The organism is Xanthomonas sp. NCPPB 3761 (genome assembly GCF_041475705.2).
GTDB classification, from domain to species: Bacteria; Pseudomonadota; Gammaproteobacteria; order Xanthomonadales; family Xanthomonadaceae; genus Xanthomonas; species Xanthomonas phaseoli.
Genome location: NZ_CM191262.1, coordinates 422,381 through 439,936 on the forward strand (window position 1 = coordinate 422,381; position 17,556 = coordinate 439,936).

Sequence of the window (17,556 nt, forward strand, 5' to 3'; positions counted from 1 at the left end):
GGATGGTGCCCTCCTGCAACCATGGTGCCACTGTCGAACCGATGTATTGAATCGGTCCTTAATTGTGCGGCATTGCGACGCTTTGTCATCGATCCAGCATGCGCGGCGGCAGTGCGTGCGACCCGTGAAGAGGAGGCGATACGTTAATCTTGCAGGCATGATCGAGACGGTCCCCCTTGCCCATTCCGACGTCCTGCAAGCCGCTGCGCGGATTGCGCCGCACTGCGCGCCGAAACCGTTGCTGACATCGCACGGCCTGGATGCGCTCAGCAGTGCGCAGTTGTTCTTCAAGGCCGAGCATCTGCAGCGCAGTGGCGCATTCAAGTTCCGGGGCGCCTGCAATGCCGTATGGTCGCTGCCGGATGCGCTGGCTGCGCGCGGTGTGGTCACGCATTCCTCCGGGAATCACGGCGCGGCGCTGGCGCTTGCCGCACGCACGCGTGGCATCGGCTGCCATGTGGTGGTGCCCGAGGGCGCGGTGGCGGCCAAGCTCGCCAATATCTCCCGGCACGGCGCCACGTTATGGCGTTGCGCGCCGACCATCGCGGCGCGGGAGCAGATGTGCGCCGAGGTGCAGGCCGGCAGCGGCGCCACGCTGGTGCACCCGTATACCGATCGTGCGGTGATCGCCGGGCAGGGCACCGCCACGCTGGAGCTGCTGCACCAAAGCGGCGGGCTGGATGTGCTGGTGGCGCCGGTCGGCGGTGGTGGGCTGGCGGCCGGCGCCGCACTGGCGCTGCAGGCGTCGCCGGACTGCGAGCTGGTGCTGGCCGAGCCTGCCGGCGCAGCCGACACCGCGCGTTCGCTGGCGGCCGGGCAGCGGCTGGTCGATTTCGTGCCCGATACCATTTGCGACGGCCTGCGCGGCACCTTGGGCGCGCCCAACTTCGCAGTGCTGCAGCGCGCCGGGGCGCAGGTGGTCACGGTGGACGATGCCGCGGTGGTGCAGGCCATGCGGCTGGTCTGGCAGTTGCTCAAGCAAGTGGTCGAGCCGTCTTCGGCGATCGCCCTGGCGGCGGTCCTGGCCCAGCCGGCACGGTTTGCCGGACGCCGGGTGGGGCTGATCCTGTCCGGCGGCAATGTCGATCTGGACGCCTTGCCTTGGGCCGCGGCGTGAGCAGGCGCTCGCGCGGGCTCGGCCTGTGGGGCTGGGGCTGGCGGTTGTGCATGCTGGCGCTGATCTGGCTGGTGGCCGTGGCAGGCTGGATCGTGTGGGTCGGCGACCGCGATCAGGCCGCGCCGGCCGATGTCATCATCGTGCTGGGCGCGGCGGCCTACGATGCGCGCCCTTCGCCGGTGTTTGAAGAACGCATCCGGCATGCACTGGATCTGTACGCGCAGGGCTATGCGCCGCGGCTGTTGTTCACCGGCGGCTTCGGCAACGGTGCGCGCTTTGCCGAATCGCAGGTGGCCAGGCGCTACGCGCTGCGTCACGGCATTCCGCCGGAGGCCATCGTGATCGAAACCACCTCGCGCACCACGCGGCAGAACCTGGAACAGGCGCGCACGCTGATGGAACGGCACGGCTTGCATCGGGCGATCATCGTCAGCGACCCACTGCACATGGCGCGCGCGCTGCGGCTGAGCCAGGAACTGGGTATCGACGCGCTGGCTTCGTCCACGCCGAGCACGCGGTTTCGCAGCTTCCACACCAGCTGGCGCTTCCTGTTGCAGGAGGTGTATTACTTCCACCGCGATCTGGTGGTGCAAGGGCCGTGACCGCAGGCCTATGATGCGGCTTTCCCAGCGGGCAGGTTCGAGCATGAGCGAGACCCATCGGCAACACGCCATTGGCCTGGTCCAGGCCTACTACGCAGCATTCAACCGTGGCGACTGGGACGGCATGTTGGCGTTTCTGGCCGAGGACGTCGCCCACGACCTCAATCAAGGTCCGCGCGAAATCGGCCGCAACGAATTTGCCGCGTTCCTGCAGCGCATGAACGACAGTTACCGCGAGCAATTGCGCGACGTGGTCGTCATCGCCAGCGACGACGGCACCCGGGTCGGTGCCGAGTACGTGGTGCATGGCGTCTATCACACCACCGACGAAGGCCTGCCCGAGGCCACCGGGCAGACCTATGTGCTGGTGGGCGGTGCGTTCTTCGAGGTGCGCGGCGACAAGATCACCCGCGTGACCAACTACTACAACCTGCAGGAATGGATTGCGCAGGTATCGCGCTGAGCGTATCGACCAGCGCTGCGTAGAAGCGCACCTGGGCGCAATAAGGCCTTACCGGCAATGCCTGGTTGCGCCCGGGTGCGCTCCTACGTGATTGGTGGGGTATCGCGGCCGGAGCTGCGCCTATGTAGGAGCGCGCTTGCGCGCGATGAGGCGTTACCGGCGATGCCGGTCGCGCCCAGGTGCGCTCCTGCGCGGGTGGGCGGGTTACAGCAACACGATTCCGACCACCACCAGGATGAAGATGCTCCACTTGAGCACCTGGTACAGCGGGTTGTTGCGTTCCTTCAGCGCCTTGGCCTTGAGGCGTGCGGCGTAGAAATAGCGGAACACGCGGTTGATGCCGCCGGTCTTGTCGCCTTCCTGGTTTGGCGAAGCGCCGGCCGAGAGCAGGCTGCGGCCGACAAAGCGGTTCACCGCCGCTGCCCAGCGCCAACGCATCGGGCGTTCGATATCGCAGAACAGGATGATGCGGTCCTGGTCGGTGTCGTTGCGCGCGTAGTGGATATAGGTCTCGTCGAACATGGTCCACTCGCCATCGCGCCAGCTGTGGCGCTGGCCGTCGACGTCGATGAAGCAACGGTCGTCGTTCGGTGTGGCCAGGCCCAGGTGCAGGCGCATGGAGCCGGCGAACGGGTCGCGGTGCGGGCGTAGTTCGCTGCCCGGCGGCAGCTCGGCGAACATTGCGGCCTTCACGGTGGGAATGGACTTCAGCAAGGCGGTGGTCTGCGGGCACAACTCGGCTGCCGACGGGTGCGCGGTGCCGTACCACTTCAGATAGAAGCGCTTCCAGCCACGCCGGAAGAACGAATTGAAGCCGATGTCGGTATAGCCTTCGGCAGCGCGGATCTTCTGCATCTGCTGCAACGCCACTGCTTCGTCGCGGATCAGTGGCCAGCTCGCGCGCAGCGGCGCCAGCTCGGGAAATTCCTTGCCCGGATCGATGAACGGGGTGGTCGGCACGCGTGAACACAGGTACATCAGCGTGTTGATCGGGGCCATGAAGGTGGAATGGTCCAGCAACTGCCGGCTGAGCCGGTGCCGCACGCGACCGCGGTAATGGATGTAGAGCGCCGATGCGATGAACAGCGCGATGAGGAGCCACTTCAACATGGGGGAGGCCGATTGGGGGCGGGGAGCCGCAAACGTAAGAGCGGCTTCCAACACGTGCACGCGCATTGCTGCGCGGTGTCGGTAGCCACCATCGAACAGATGAGCCGCAACCAAGGAAGTGCGGCCGGTCACTTCAGAATTCTAGCAAGTGTCACCGCCGAGCCTGGCGGCCGAGTATTGGCATGGGCGCAAGACTCTGTGTCTCACCGGCAGTGGATGCGCGATGGCCGGCGTTCTGTACCGCCGCTCAGTCGATGCGGCGGCGGATCGGGATGGCGCTGACCGGGACGCTGGCGACGTCATGCCCATGTTCGCGGATGGGCGCGCCTGGCGCCGGCGCCCAGGCATGGGCGTAGATCACTTCCCATGAGCTGGGCAGGGTGCCGTCCGCCCGCCGCAGCGGTTCGTAGGCAGCGCTGGCGGCTGCGAAGCGACCGCGTCCGGTCAAGGTGGCGCGGCGGTTGCTGAGTGCATTGGTTGCCCCCATCGCACGCAGTTCGCGCATCAGCGCGGGCAGGTCGTTGTAGGTCAGGGTGAACAGGTCGCGGTCCAGCACCGGGTCGCGGAATCCGGACATCAGCAGGGCGTCGCCGAATTGGGCGATCGGCGGAAAACGGCTGACGTGCGGGGCCGGGTCGGTCTGCGCAAAGGCCTCGCGCAATTCGATCAGCGTTTCCGGACCGAAGGTGGAGCACAGCAGCAGCCCACCCGGGCGCAGCGCGCGGCGGAAACCGGCGAACACGGCCGGCAGGTCTTCCACCCACTGCAGGCACAGATTGCTGAAGATCACATCCACGCTGCCGTCGGCGACCGGCAGCGCGCGCGCATCGGCGCACACCTGCGTGAACGGCTTCCACCAGCCCGCGGCCTTGCGCGCCTGGCGCAGCATCGGCATGGCCTGATCCAGCGCGATCACCTGCGCCTTGGGCCAGCGCTTCTTGATTGCAGCGCTGGCATGGCCGGGGCCGGCGCCGACATCCAGCACCACCTTGGGCACCTGCTCGCCCAGGTAGTCGAGCGATTCGAACAGGCGGGTTTCCGCTTCGCGCTGAAGTGCGGCGGCGGCGGTATAGGTGCTGGCGGCACGCGCAAACGCGCGCCGGACGTGGCGGGGGTCGAAAGTACTGGTCATGGCAAGGCTATTGTCGCCCCTGGCAGGGGCGGAGGGAATCGATCGGGCCTGCAAGGCGCCGCGCTAGAACGTGCCGGGATAACTGCCGCCATCGATCAACAGATTCTGTCCGGTGATGTAGCCGGCCTGCGCACTGCATAGAAAGGCGCAGGCCGCGCCGAACTCGTCCGGCTCGCCAAAACGCGCCGCCGGAATGCCCGCACGCTTGCGTTCGGCGACCTCGTCGACGGTGCTGCCCTGTTGCTGCGCGAGGGCGGCGAAGTTGCCGCGCAGGCGGTCGGTGGCGAACTGCCCGGGCAACAGGTTGTTGATGGTGACGTTGTCGGCCACGGTACTGCGCGCCAACCCGCCAACCCGCCAACCCGCCAACCCGCCGACGAAGCCGGTCAGGCCGGCGCGCGCGCCATTGGACAGGCCCAGGATATCGATCGGCGCCTTCACTGCGCTGGAGGTGATGTTGACGATGCGGCCGAAGCGGCGTGCGCGCATGCCATCGACGGTGGCGCGGATCAGTTCGATCGGGGCGAGCATGTTGGCGTCCAGCGCGCGTAGCCAATCTTCGCGTTCCCACTGGCGGAAATCGCCCGGCGGCGGGCCGCCGGCGTTGTTGATCAGGATGTCGACCTGCGGACAGGCCGCAAGTGCCGCGCTGCGTCCTTCCGGCGTGGCGATGTCGGCCACCACGCTGCACACCTGGCCGGCGCCGGGCAGTGCGCGCAAGGCATTGGCGGCGTGCTCCAGTGCCTCACGGCCGCGCGCGGCGATCACCACATTGACGCCTTCGCCGGCCAATGCACGTGCGCAGCCCAAACCCAGCCCCTTGCTTGCGGCGCAGACCAGCGCCCAGCGGCCAGCGATTTCCAGATCCATGCGAGATGTCCTCGATCAGCGATGTCGCATGATCGACGATCGGCTCATGGCACGGACGCAACGAAGCGTTGCAGCGCCTCGCTGACCTGATCTGCATGACCCAGAAACGGCGCGTGACCACCGCCGGCAATGGTGAGCGCCTGCGCGTGCGGGCTGAGCGCGGCGGCGGCATGCATGCCGGCGGCAGGCACCAGGCGATCGCGTTGCCCGGCGATCCACAGGCTGGGGCGTGCGAGTTGCGGCAGGGCGCGGCGCAGATCGGTGCGTTCGAGCAGGGTGAGGCCTTGCTGCAACGCCTCCGGTGCCGGTTCGCCGCGCGCGGTGAGCGTCTCGCGCAGGCTGCGCAGTTCGCTACGTGCATGCGCCGAGCCGAGCGTGTCCAGCGCCAGGAAACGCTCCAGCGTGCCGCGATAGTCGCGCGACAATTCGACACCGAATTGCACGAACACCTCGCGCTGGACGGCACTTGGCCAATCGTTGCCACGCACGAAACGCGGGGTGGCGGCAATCATCGCCAACCCGCGCACCTGCGGCAGGGTGGCGGCCGCATGCAACGCAAACAGCCCGCCCAGCGACCAGCCGAGCCATACCGCCGGCGGCGTGGCGGCTGCAATTTCTGCAACCACATACGGCAATGCCAACGGCGTGCTGTCGTCGCGACTGAAGCCGTGCCCGGGCAGGTCGACCAGATGCAGTTGATAGTGCGGTGACAGGCGCTCTACCAGCGGTGCGAACACGCCGCCGTGCAGTGCCCAACCGTGCAGGAGAACCAGCGCAGGCCCGTGGCCGATGACATCGATATGCATGCGCGCATTGTCGCCGATTGTGGCGTGCCGGCATGCATCGTGAAACTGCGCGCTGGTGATGGGGGGGCACGCAGATCCGATGTTGGGTGCAGCGCCCAGGCGTCAATGCGTGGCGGCTGCACGCAGTGCGACGATCTTTGGAGCCAGCAACGCCCATTGCGCACGCGCATGACCGCAGCGGTGCCAGCGCGCCGGCCAATGCCAGCGCCGTGCGCGCCGCGCCTGGATCGCCGCAGCCAGCCAATCGGGATCGAAACCATCCCAGACGCCAGCCACGCTGCGCAGATTGCCGATCAGTACCGGATGCACCTCATGCAACAACATCGTGCGCAATCGTTCCAGGGTGAAGGGCGAGGCAGCCAGGACGCACGCAATGCCGTCTTGGTCGCAACTGTCGTTGTCCAGGTACAGCCGCGACAAGGCTTCCCACACGCGCCGTTGCGCCACCGTGTCTGGGCCAGTCATCGCGAGTGACATGTCAGCACCCGGTTGCAATTGGATGCCGGCGCGCACCGGTTGCGCGGCTGGCCCACTGCAGGCAAGCCATCCCGCAATGCACGCTCAGCGCGCTGTTGTCGCCTGCCGTGCAGCTGTCTCGTGCAATCGCTGCAGTAGCTGAGTGGCCCGCGCGCGATTGCGCGCAGTCCGGCCACGCACGGCCACGTGCCTCAGGCAGAGGCACGCAGCGGCTGCCGACTGACCACATCGCGCGCCTGCACGATGGCCTCGATCAATGCCTGCACCTGCTGCGGCGTATGCAACGCAGACAAGGTGATGCGCAAGCGCGCCTTGCCTTCGGGCACGGTGGGCGGACGAATGGCGCCCACCATGAAACCTGCCTGTTCCAGTGCAGTCGACATCGCCATCACGGTTGCTTCCTCGCCGCATAGCAGCGGCTGGATCGGCGTGTCGGAGGCCATCAGTTCGAAGCCATGCTTGCGCGCGCCATCGCGGAACGCACCGATCAATTCGACCAGACGCGTACGCCGCCAATCGTCGCGACGCGCCAGGCGCACCGCCGCCAGGGTGGCCGCGACCTGCGCCGGCGGCAATGCAGTGGTGTAGATGTAGGGACGCGCGGTTTCGGCCAGATGGCGCACCAGCGCTTCTTCGCCCACCACCACCGCGCCGTAGCCACCGAGCGCCTTGCCCAGCGTGACCAACTGCAACGGCACTTCGGCCACGCCCAAGCCGGCATCGGCCACGCAACCGCGCCCTTGCGGGCCGAGCACGCCCACACCGTGCGCGTCGTCCACATAGAACAGCGCTTGCTGCATGCGTGCCACCAGGCTCAAGGCGCGCAGCGGCGCGACATCGCCATCCATGCTGAAAACGCCGTCGGTGGCCAGCATCGCCGCGCCCTCGGGCGCGCCCTTGAGCTGGCGCATCGCGCCTTCCACGTCCAGATGCGGATAGCGCCGCAACCGGCAGCCGGCCAGCCGCGTGGCATCGAACAGGCTGGCGTGATTGAGCCGGTCCTGCACGCAGACGTCGTCTTCTTCGCTGAGCAATGCCTGTTGCACGGCCAGATTGGCGATGAAGCCGCTGCCGAACAGCAACGCCGACGGATAGCCCAGCCACTCGGCGATTTCGCGTTCGAGCGTTTCGTGCGCGGTGTGGTGGCCGCAGATCAGATGCGAGGCGGTGGCGCCGGCACCATCGCGGGCAGCGGCATCCTGCAGCGCGGCGACCACTTCGAACTGTTGCGACAGACCCAGGTAGTCGTTGGAACAGAAACCGGTCAGCCAACGGCCATCGATCTCCAGCCGCACGCCATCGCGCCGGCCCACCTGTCGCCGCACCCGCACCCGTTCCTGGGCCACACGCAATTTACGCAGCGACGAAATCCGTTCGTGCAGATCGGGGCGAGCCATGGGGGCGTTCAACGGCAGGGAAGGTCCGCTAGCGTAGCGTGCCGGGCTCGGGGCGCCCAGCCGCCACCGACGACCGGTGCCCGGCACCGGGTCAGGCGGCGTGCTCGCAGGCCGCGCCGCGGGTGATCTCCGCATGGACGGTGCCGGGGTGATCGTGCTCGGCCGCATCGACGGTGATCTGCATCGGACGCAGGCCCAGGCGCTGGAACAGGGCCTGGTCGCGCTCGGTGTCCGGGTTGCCGGTGGTGAGCAGTTTTTCGCCGTAGAAAATCGAATTGGCACCGGCCAGGAAGCACAGCGCCTGCAGTTCGTCGCTCATCGCCTCGCGGCCGGCAGACAGGCGCACCATCGATTTCGGCATGGCGATACGGGCCACGGCGATCATGCGCACGAACTCGAACGGATCCAGTTGCTGGGTGCCATGCAGTGGCGTACCGGGGACCTGCACCAGCTGGTTGATCGGCACCGAATCCGGATGCGCCGGCAACGTGGCCAGCGCCAGCAGCAGGCCGATGCGGTGTTCGCGGGTTTCGCCCATGCCGACGATGCCGCCGCAGCAGGTCTTCAGGCCGACATCGCGCACATGCTCCAGCGTGTTCAGGCGGTCCTGGTACTGGCGGGTATGGATGATCGAGTCGTAGTAATCCGGCGCGGTGTCCAGATTGTGGTTGTAGTAGTCCAGCCCGGCATCCTTGAGCGCACGTGCCTGGCCGGCGTCGAGCATGCCGAGCGTGGCGCAGGTTTCCAGGCCCATGGCCTTCACCTCGCGGATCATGGCGGCCACCTTGGGGATGTCGCGCTCCTTGGGCGAGCGCCAGGCGGCGCCCATGCAGAAGCGCGAGGCGCCGGCGGCCTTGGCCTGGCGCGCCTTGGCAACGACCTCTTCGGTCTCCATGAGCTTCTGCGCGCTCACGCCGGTGTCGTAGCGCTGCGCCTGCGGGCAATACGCGCAGTCTTCCGGGCAACCGCCGGTCTTGACCGAGAGCAAGGTGGACACCTGTACTTGCGCCGGGTCGAAGTGCGCGCGATGCACGCTGGCCGCGCGATGCAGCAGCTCCGGAAACGGCAGATCGAACAACGCCTGCAGCTCTTTGCGATCCCAGTCATGGCGGAGGACAACAGACATCGGAGTTTCCTGACAGTCAGCGGCTTGGAAGCCAGGCAGTCTGGTGAGCATGGAAGAGGCTGTCAACTTCAATCAGGTCCGATCGGTTTACAGATGGCCGCAGCGGGTGCTGCGGCTGTTGCTGCCGAGCCTGTGTCTGGTCTGCGCCGAGGCCGGCACGCCTGACGGCGATCTCTGCCCCGCATGCCGCGCCGCCTTGCCCGACCACGGCCACGCCTGCCTGTGCTGCGCCACCCAGCTGTTCGCCTCCGACGCGGTGGCGCTGTGCGGGCAGTGCCTGCAGCACCCACCACCGCTGCAGCGGGTGCATGCCTGTTTTACCTATCGTTGGCCGGTGGATGGGCTACTGCGGCGGTTCAAGTTCCATCAGGACCTGGCGGCAGGCCGCCTGCTCAGCGAACTGATGGCTCGGCGCTGCGTGGGGCTGCCGCGCCCGCAGGCGTTGGTGCCGGTAAGCCTGCACCGGCAGCGCCTGCGCCAGCGCGGTTACGACCAGGCGCTGGAGCTGGCCCGACCGCTGGGCCGCGCGCTGCAGCTGCCGTGCCTGCCATTGCTGCGACGCGTTCGCGCGACCGCACCGCAATCCGAACTGGATGCGGTCGAGCGGCAGCGCAATCTGCGCGATGCGTTCGAGGCCCGCGGCGCCTTGCCGGCGCATGTGGCCTTGGTGGACGATGTGATGACGACCGGCGCGACACTCCACGCTGCGGCGAAGGCCTTGCGCAAGGCGGGTGTTCAACGGGTGGATGCCTGGGTCTGCGCGCGGGTGCCGTGACCTGGCCTGCCGGCACCGGGTGCGCGCGGCTTCGCCCGTACCCTCACCCCAACCCCTCTCCCGCAGGAGAGGGGCTCGCTGGCTGACAGGACAGCGCGGTGGATGGCGATGCGGCTTCGGTGGGTGGACGGCGGAGGACTAGACGAGGAGTCGAGCCGTCAAAGATGCCCGCATGCTTCGAACCCTCACCCGTAATCCCAACATCTGCTCTGTAATCAACAGAATCCCGAATCCCGAATCCCGAATCCCGAATCCCGAATCCCGAATCCCGAATCCCGAATCCCGAATCCCGAAGCTACCGCCCCGCCACCGCCACTGCGATGCCGACGAAGATCGCCAGGCCAACCCAGTTGTTGTGCAGGAAGGCGCGGAAGCAGGGGCCGCGCTCGCGGTGGCCGGCGATGCGGAATTCGTAGGCGACCAGCAGCGCCGCAACGGCCAGACTGGCCCAGTACGCCGCACCGAGATCGGCGCGCAGGCCGACCAATCCCAGCGTCGCGGCCATCAGCGCATACAAGATGCCTTGCGCGATCAGATCGAATCTGCCGAACAGGATGGCGGTGGATTTGCTGCCCATGCGGATGTCGTCGTCGCGGTCGACCATGGCGTACCAGGTGTCGTAGGCGGTGGCCCACAGGATGTTGGCCGCATACAGCAGCCAGCCCAGCAACGGCACGCTGCCTTGCACGGCGGCGAAAGCCATCGGGATGCCCCAGCCGAACGCCATGCCCAGATAGACCTGCGGCAGGTGGGTATGGCGCTTGAGATAGGGGTAGCTGGCGGCCAGGAAGACGCCGGGCACGCTCAGCGCCACGGTGAGCCAGTTGAGCGTGAGCACCAGTGCGAAGGCCACCAGCATCAGCACCACGAACACCCAGAGCGCCTCGCGCCCGGAGACTGCGCCGGTGGCCAGAGGGCGCGATTTGGTGCGCTCCACGTGCGGATCCAGCCAGCGGTCGGCGTAATCGTTGATCACGCAGCCGGCCGAACGGGTCAGCCACACCCCGGCGGTGAACACGAACAGCGTCCACAGCGGCGGCAGGCCATCGGCCGCCAGCCACAACGCCCACCAGGTGGGCCAGAGCAACAACAGGCTCCCGATCGGGCGGTCGCCACGGACCAGCTTCCAGTACTGGCCCAATCGCTGCGGCCACGTCAGCGCGCGCGCTGTGGGCAGTTGTTCGACACCATGCTTGCTCATGCGGCAAAGGGTAGCAGCGCGGCTCGGCCGTGGTCATGTGGGCGCGGGGTGGGCGCGGTACGGGCGGCAATCCTGGCGATGCCCTGCCTGCGCGATGGCCGGCTGTTCACGCGGTGCGGCTGGCCGCAGCAATCAAGGCTGGGAGCGGCCAGGGGCGGGCGTTGATGCGGGCGGGCTGCGGCAGGCGGTGCGGTTGCCACGCAAGCTTGGGAGTGAGCGCGCTCAGGCGCGTGCTCAAGCTCACTATCAGGTGGGGTGCTGAGCAGGCTTGCGTCTGGCAACGGCCGCTTGAGATGGCCACGCGGCTGTACGCGTGGCCCTGCGCGCTTGAACCTGGGCACGCGGTGTCGCACAGCGGCCGCCCGGGCCGAGACGCCGGCGTCATCACGTCTGGAGCGACGCCGCGGCTCGCCAGGACTCGCGTCGCCCGGCCCCATCACGCGCACGCCGGCTGTTCTGGCATAATGCGCGGCCAGGCGCTCGTAGCTCAGCCGGATAGAGTAGTGGCTTCCGAAGCCATTGGTCGGGGGTTCGAATCCCTCCGGGCGCACCAGTTCAGTTCCAGAGCTCGTGCTGGGATTAAGAAACCCTCGAGAGATCGGGGGTTTTTTGTTGCCTGTACAGCGGAAGGTCCACCCGGATCCATTGGCATCCAGGCTGATCGGGCATAGATGGGCGCACCCGCCCTCAACGCAGACACGCAGAAGATGGATGTCCCATGCAGTCAAGCGGCTTCATGGAACGCTGCAACGACAGCGACCAACGCGGCGTCCTGGAGAGGCACGGGTTCCGCATTGAGCGAAGCGAACAAACAGACCGCCGCCGTGTGGCTGGTTGCCGGCAGCCAATAACCACTGCATGGACGCGGCGGGCAAACACCCGCCGCGTTCTGCAATCAACATCACCAGCATGCCTGTTCGTTCTTGACTGCGGGGCGTGACATCGCCGCACACCAGGGCCTAACGGATGCCCCATTCCCCGAGCAGTACACGCGCCCGCCGCTCGATGAAGCGGTTCGCGTTGGCCTGGGCCTGTTCGGACTCCTTCTTGGCGTCTGCTTCGCTAATCACACCTTCATGCGCTTCGTCAAGCTGGGCCATCGCCCACTTGATCGCCGCATCCTGCGCCGCTTCTCCCTCCACATCGTGCATGGAGATGTAGGCCTTCAATGGCGGCCACATCTCCGCATGCCCGTTGAGTGCATTCCTGCTGCGCAGCAGCCTCTCCCTGGACAGCCCCAGGTCGGGATTTTGAAGAGCTTCCTGCAGCAGGTGCAGCGCCGTCTCGTGGTCCTGCGTGTGCATGAGCTTGTGCTTGAGCATCTCCGCAAACGCGGTTTTGACGTCTCCTCGCACGGCGGGCCCGAAACCGCCCACTTGCGTCATGCCATCCATGTTGAGCGTTTTGACGGTGTGGTCGCTCAAGAATTGACCGAAATTGCTGCGGAATTCGGGTGATCGAAGGGCCTCGGCCACCACCTGGTACAGTAAGGGCATTTCGGCCGCCGTGATGGCTGCGCCGAACATCCTGGCATTTTGCGCCAGGCCCTGCGCCCACTTGTCAAAACGCTCGCCCAGGTCGGCATCGACACTGCGCAACGCGCGCGTGAACTCGGGGACGCGGTTCCAGGACGACCCAGCCGCTTGTGCTGCCGGCACGGGCGCGCGCCGCCTTCTGTCGGCCAGCCGCTGTGCCGCGCGCTGTGCCTCGCGCTGCGCGCGCTCTGGGTCGCGGATCTGCAGCAATTGGTCTGCCAGATGCTCCGGTACCTTGATATCGCATCGAGCAGGCAGTCGGGCCAGCGACTGCGGAAGGGTCTGCAGCCCCGTGCCGCTCAGGTCCAGCAGTTGCAATTGGGCCAGGTCCCCCACGCTGTCGGGCAGCTCCCGCAGCGCGGCGCAATGTTTGAGCGACAGTTCCGTCAAGCCGCGCAGTTGCCCGATGTCCTCAGGCAAGTGCGCCAGGCGGCGGTTGGACGACAGATTGAGTTTTTCCAGCCTATGCAGCTGGGTGAGGCTGCCAGGAAGACGCTCCAGCTGGGAATTCGATGCCACCTCCAGCGATGTGAGAGCCTGCAGGGCGCCGATGTTTTCAGGCAATTCGCGAAAATGCGCAGAACGCGACACGCTCAACTCGGTCAACCGGCTCAGGTCGACGATGCTGGCCGGCAGGCGCGCATAGTGGCCGCCACTTAGCGTGAGGCTGCGCAGGCCCTGCATGCGCCCCATGTCCGCGGGCAACTCGTCCAACGGGATCAATGTCAACTGAAGGTTTTCCAGATTGGACAGGCGCGTCAACGAAGATGGCAGCTTTTTCAGATCCGGCGCGCCAACCACCTGCAGATCGCGGAGTTGGCGCAGCTGTCCCAGGCTGTCCGGCAGCGATTGAAGCCCGGTATGGAACAGCGTCAATTGCTGTAGTGCGTGGAGCCGACCGACCGCTTCAGGAAGCGTCGTGGCAGGCAGGCCATAGTTGAGGGCAAGCTCGGTGCGGCGGCGGGTCGCTGCACCGCGGATTGCCTCTGCTACGTTTTGCAGCACCTCCCGCGACGTATCCCTCTGCCCGTTGTGCAGGTTGTAGCCGGTTCGGACCCGCTCTGCCATCGGCAGGTTTTGCGCAAGCCACTGGTCGATGTCGTAGTCGATACTGCCCGGTGGTGCAGAAGAGATACCCGCAAGTGCAGCCGGCTGGCCCGACGGACGCAGAGGTGATCGGAAAGGGCTCCCGTGCCCTGGGTTTCCAGGCGTCGACGTGCCCGCCGCTGACGGGCTTTCGCGCCGTCGCGGCCGCGCGAGCAAAGGGCTTAGCAAGCCCTCCGGCCTGGAAGATTGCCGTGCAGGCCTGTCTTCAGCAGGCGCCTGATCGGCGGTATCGGTTCGCGGGCGAGAGCGGAGTAGGCGATTGACATTGAACATGGAGATCCATCCTGCGTATTCGGCTGAGTGCAGCGTTTGCGAAGCCAGGCTACGACGATGCACCTGCAATCGCTGCACCAAAGCGAAGCGGTTGCATCGCCTGACGAATCGGGCACCGCCTCGCAAGCGCGCCCCTGTGCTGCATACCTGCTCACCGACAGCGGTGGATGGTTCGGCGTTCGATCGCATCGGTCTTCGACGTGATGCACGCGATGGCGGCAGGCGATCGAGGGGGCGGTGTGGCGCATCGTTTGCGACGCAGTATTCACGCGCGTCGATCGTCTTCATTGCAAGGACGTAGATGATCCGGGGAGAGCGCCCGGCATCCCTGCGCCTGCAAGCACGTCACCGCCACAGCGGCGTCGCAACGTGCCTGCAGGCGCTTGGAGGCGCGCGCTGCGAATCTGCCAGGCGATAGCGCAACGCATCATCGCAGCGCGCGCTGCGGCACGTGGTGGCGGATCGACCGGCCTTGCCTCAAGGCCGGCCCTCTCGAGCGCCGACGCCGCGCTGCAAGACGTTGAGTGGATTATCGCCCTGCACAGTTATCGACGACGTATTCTGATGTTCCTCAGATTCTGGCGCATGTCTCCCTCGAAGTTGTTGGCAATGTTCGTGGGAATAATTTGCTTACCTACAGGAACGCCGCCCGACTTCTCCAGATTTTGGTGGATTTGTCCGTCTTTCTGCTGGTCCAACTTGTATTCTTCGTAATGCAGGCCCGCCAATACGGGCGTCTTGAGAATTTCAACCGATTTACTGATGGCGGTGCCGCCGACATAGCCTTTTGCGAACTCCGCGGCGCTCGGCCGTTCGGCCGCCGTTTTACCCGCACCTTTGGCCACGCCCTTGGCAGCTCCCTTTGCAGTTCCCTTGGCCGCACCCTCAGCCGTTCCCTTGGCCGCGGCTTCGGCAACGCCTTTGGCGACCCCCTTGGCTCCGATTCTGGCCGTGGGCCCGCCGACTGCTCCAACCACTGCCCCGGCCATATTGATGCCGGCCAGCTTCAACGCAAGCGACATGTCCCCACCTTGAATCGCGGTGTCGACTACCTGCGCCGCCTGCGCCTCGCTCTCCAATGCAATCGACGCCGCATCGGTAATTTCGCCGATGATGGGAATCCCATTCAATGCGCTGATGCCGACGGACATCCAGTCCAGGATCTTGCTGTCCCACTTGAGGAACTCGTGCAAGCCCTCCTGGAACACGCCGACGTCCTTTTTGGGCTTCTTGATCGCGGGCGGATCGTCCTTGCCCATCACCATGTCCGACACGGCCTTCTGCTGGTCGGGCGACGTCGCATCGTGCGTGACCGGGTTGTCCACGGTCTTGTTTGCCGCACTCATGTTGTCGTAGAACCGCCGGAAATCGTCCTGGCTGATCTTGCCCGAGTCGACGACATGGCCGCCGCCGAAGAAGCGATGTGGCTTCTTGTAGCCGGTGATCGAGTTGTTCAACAACCCGAACAGCAACGGATCGTTCAACAACTGCGTTGCGGCCTCTTTCACCGCGGGGTCGGCCTTGTCGTCCTTGGAGATCGTCTCGAGCTTGTCGCGGGTCACCTCTTTGCCGTCGCCGTAGAAGGCGTCTTGATGACTGTTGATGGTGTCCAGCGTCTTCTGCTCGTCCGCCGTCAGGTGAATCTGGGAGCTGGCTTTCTGCAGGAAGTCCGGTTTGCTCATCGAGCCGGAGTCTCCTGCCAGCGCTTTCCACTGGTCGGGATGATCGCGGAAATACTGTGCGGCGGCGATGACCTGCGGTGGGCATTTCTTGGTGCTGCTCTCGCCGTCCACCAAAGACTTGAAGGTATCCTGATTCAGATCGTCCGGCAGATAGTCCGAATAGCGGTACAGCTCACGCATTGCGTCGCTCTCGGTCATGACCGACGCCTTGGTCTTGTCCGGGCTGTCCGAGGCAACGTAGTTCTGGGTGTAGTTCTTCGCTTGCTTGTCGGCGTATTCGGCAACCTGCGCGTGGTGGGAGGCGAAGTTGCCGAGATCGCCGTCGGTGATCTTGCCGCCGCACTTGCCATCACCTTGCGAGCCGATCGCGAAGAACAACCGCGGATCGGACTGCAAGTCCGTCAATGCCTTCTTCAGATCCGGTGGAGTCGACGCGTCGTTGATCTTTGCATCCAGATCGGACCACTTGAGCGGACACCGATCCTTATGGCGATTGAGCGTGCTGACGATCTCCAGCTCGTTCTGGGTCAGCGTTCCACCATCCCAGGTGACCGATGAGCCATCGACGGCGGGGGGCGGCGTGGATCCCTTGATGTCCTTGGGGTTGAACTGGTCGTTCTTCCCGCCCATCGCCTTGACCTGCGGATGCGAATCGGAGAAATCCCAAAGATCCTGCGCCTTGATCTTGCCGCCGCACTTGCCGTCTCCCTGCGAACCGATCGCAAAGAACAGGCGCGGGTCCTGCTTCAGTCCCTGCAATGCGGCCTTCAGGTCGGCGGGCGTGGAAGGGTCGTTGATCTTGTCGTCGAGATTCTTGTACTCGAGCGGCATCTGATCCTTGTGGGCATTCAAGGTCGAAACGATCTGCAGCTCCGATGGAGTGAGCGTGCCACCGTTCCAGGTGACCGTCGAGCCTTCCAGCGCCGGCGGCGCATCCTTGCCCTTGATGTCCTTGGGATCGAAATCGTAGCCCAGCGATGGCCACGAGGTGCGCTTCTCGATCGGCTGGTTGGCTTGATCGTCCGATGCAGAGGACGGGGTGCTGGCATCGCCGCTTGGCGCGTTTGCCGGTGCATCGTTAAACGCATTGCTTGACGCACTCGTTGGCGTGTTGGTTTGGAGGGCTGCCAGCAGCTGGTAGATCAACAGAAAGATGTCGTCCATCGTCGACTGCAGATCGGAGTCGTCCTTGGACGAATCGGACCCGAACAGCTCCGACGAATCCGACTCGTTGAGAGGAGTACCCAGCAATTGGCTGGGGTTACTCCCGGTAGAAAGTGTATTGAGCGACATATAGGCGGCCTCGCAATAGCAGAATTGGCAGAGTACCTGCGTATAAGCATTGTCTTATACGGCCGCACGGGCGCGCCCGTGCGGTGTAGCCGTATGGTGCCAATGTGCGCACTGTCCATCTTGATCGACGAACTATTTTGGCGAAAAAAGCGCAAAGACCGATGCGTCGATGTCCTATTCAGGAACTTCTCGGTTGCGCGCAGCTGACCGGTAGACGCGTACCCCTGTTGTGGCCTGCAAAAACCATGACGATCGAGTTAATACGACGTTGGGTGTGCGATGCCGATAGCGTCGCGTGCTTCGATCGACACCCGCGCGCGCGCGCGCGCACGTCCCGCCGGTGGCGATCTGCTCAAATCATCCGCGTTCGGCGTCACGTTGCCGATGCCGTACCACATGCTAGCACCGTGGGCGCTGTGGCTACCGGCCTTGTGCGCGACAACCTTTGGCGCCGAGACCTGGATTCAGCGGCGAACACCAGGCCTTGCAGACGACTGCTCGCACGGCATGTCGTGACGTCGCACACCGATGCGTTGCAAGAATTGGTGTCATACGCATTGTTCGGAATATCCGGCTGCTCCGGGTGGAAA

Annotated in this window: 14 protein-coding genes and 1 tRNA gene; 5 read left to right on the plus strand and 10 right to left on the minus strand. The window is 65.5% G+C overall.

Features of this window, described 5'->3' with window-relative positions:
* Positions 1 to 157: 157 nt before the first annotated feature.
* Genes ACCQ00_RS01875 through ACCQ00_RS01885 form a run of 3 tightly spaced genes read left to right on the plus strand, consistent with a single transcriptional unit; the run spans position 158 to position 2,182 of the window.
* The gene (locus ACCQ00_RS01875; RefSeq protein ID WP_372354045.1) at positions 158 to 1,117 is read left to right on the plus strand and encodes a pyridoxal-phosphate dependent enzyme; all 960 of its coding nucleotides are present in this window, start codon (positions 158 to 160) and stop codon (positions 1,115 to 1,117) included.
* Positions 1,102 to 1,719 carry a YdcF family protein gene (locus ACCQ00_RS01880; protein WP_039567676.1) on the plus strand — a complete coding sequence of 206 codons (618 nt, stop codon included), beginning with the start codon at positions 1,102 to 1,104 and terminating at the stop codon, positions 1,717 to 1,719. The genes ACCQ00_RS01875 and ACCQ00_RS01880 overlap by 16 nt, the downstream gene beginning before the upstream one ends.
* A 43-nt stretch (positions 1,720 to 1,762) precedes the next feature.
* Positions 1,763 to 2,182: a ketosteroid isomerase-related protein gene (locus ACCQ00_RS01885; RefSeq protein WP_017156485.1), complete on the plus strand. Its 420-nt coding sequence runs from the start codon at positions 1,763 to 1,765 to the stop codon at positions 2,180 to 2,182.
* A 204-nt stretch (positions 2,183 to 2,386) separates the two neighbouring features.
* On the opposite strand, the gene lpxO is transcribed toward ACCQ00_RS01885, so the two are convergent.
* The 7 genes from lpxO to bioB form a co-directional block, all read right to left on the minus strand.
* A complete protein-coding gene (lpxO, locus tag ACCQ00_RS01890) occupies positions 2,387 to 3,292 on the minus strand; it encodes a lipid A hydroxylase LpxO (RefSeq protein ID WP_008578114.1) in 906 nt (301 codons plus the stop codon).
* Between the two features lie 247 nt (positions 3,293 to 3,539).
* Positions 3,540 to 4,424: a malonyl-ACP O-methyltransferase BioC gene (bioC, locus tag ACCQ00_RS01895; RefSeq protein WP_039567678.1), complete on the minus strand. Its 885-nt coding sequence runs from the start codon at positions 4,422 to 4,424 to the stop codon at positions 3,540 to 3,542.
* A gap of 63 nt (positions 4,425 to 4,487) precedes the next feature.
* The gene (locus ACCQ00_RS01900) at positions 4,488 to 5,294 is read right to left on the minus strand and encodes an SDR family oxidoreductase (protein ID WP_372354046.1); all 807 of its coding nucleotides are present in this window, start codon (positions 5,292 to 5,294) and stop codon (positions 4,488 to 4,490) included.
* Between the two features lie 44 nt (positions 5,295 to 5,338).
* Positions 5,339 to 6,100: a pimeloyl-ACP methyl ester esterase BioH gene (gene bioH, locus ACCQ00_RS01905; protein ID WP_017156488.1), complete on the minus strand. Its 762-nt coding sequence runs from the start codon at positions 6,098 to 6,100 to the stop codon at positions 5,339 to 5,341.
* 102 nt (positions 6,101 to 6,202) lie between these two features.
* Positions 6,203 to 6,577 (minus strand): DUF7079 family protein, encoded by a 375-nt coding sequence (locus tag ACCQ00_RS01910; RefSeq protein ID WP_372354047.1) that lies wholly within the window; start codon positions 6,575 to 6,577, stop codon positions 6,203 to 6,205.
* Between the two features lie 191 nt (positions 6,578 to 6,768).
* Positions 6,769 to 8,142, minus strand: coding sequence for an 8-amino-7-oxononanoate synthase (gene bioF / locus ACCQ00_RS01915; protein ID WP_180301596.1), 1,374 nt, complete (start codon positions 8,140 to 8,142; stop codon positions 6,769 to 6,771).
* Positions 8,066 to 9,100 (minus strand): biotin synthase BioB, encoded by a 1,035-nt coding sequence (bioB, locus tag ACCQ00_RS01920; protein WP_017156491.1) that lies wholly within the window; start codon positions 9,098 to 9,100, stop codon positions 8,066 to 8,068. Before bioB ends, bioF begins: the two co-directional genes overlap by 77 nt.
* A 49-nt stretch (positions 9,101 to 9,149) precedes the next feature.
* Between bioB and ACCQ00_RS01925 the strand changes: the two genes are divergently transcribed.
* Positions 9,150 to 9,875 carry a ComF family protein gene (locus ACCQ00_RS01925; protein WP_170922336.1) on the plus strand — a complete coding sequence of 242 codons (726 nt, stop codon included), beginning with the start codon at positions 9,150 to 9,152 and terminating at the stop codon, positions 9,873 to 9,875.
* Positions 9,876 to 10,170: 295 nt separating this feature from the next.
* On the opposite strand, the gene ubiA is transcribed toward ACCQ00_RS01925, so the two are convergent.
* Positions 10,171 to 11,076, minus strand: coding sequence for a 4-hydroxybenzoate octaprenyltransferase (gene ubiA / locus ACCQ00_RS01930; protein WP_039567684.1), 906 nt, complete (start codon positions 11,074 to 11,076; stop codon positions 10,171 to 10,173).
* Between the two features lie 476 nt (positions 11,077 to 11,552).
* On the opposite strand from ubiA, the gene ACCQ00_RS01935 reads away from it, so the two are divergent.
* Positions 11,553 to 11,629, plus strand: a tRNA-Arg gene (locus ACCQ00_RS01935).
* A gap of 406 nt (positions 11,630 to 12,035) precedes the next feature.
* Here ACCQ00_RS01935 and xopAE read toward each other — a convergent pair.
* A complete protein-coding gene (gene xopAE, locus ACCQ00_RS01940) occupies positions 12,036 to 13,487 on the minus strand; it encodes a type III secretion system effector XopAE (RefSeq protein WP_039567687.1) in 1,452 nt (483 codons plus the stop codon).
* Positions 13,488 to 14,536: 1,049 nt separating this feature from the next.
* Positions 14,537 to 16,966, minus strand: a complete 2,430-nt coding sequence (locus tag ACCQ00_RS01945) for an HrpF/NolX family T3SS translocon protein (protein ID WP_039567689.1) — start codon at positions 16,964 to 16,966, stop codon at positions 14,537 to 14,539.
* Positions 16,967 to 17,556 lie beyond the last annotated feature (590 nt).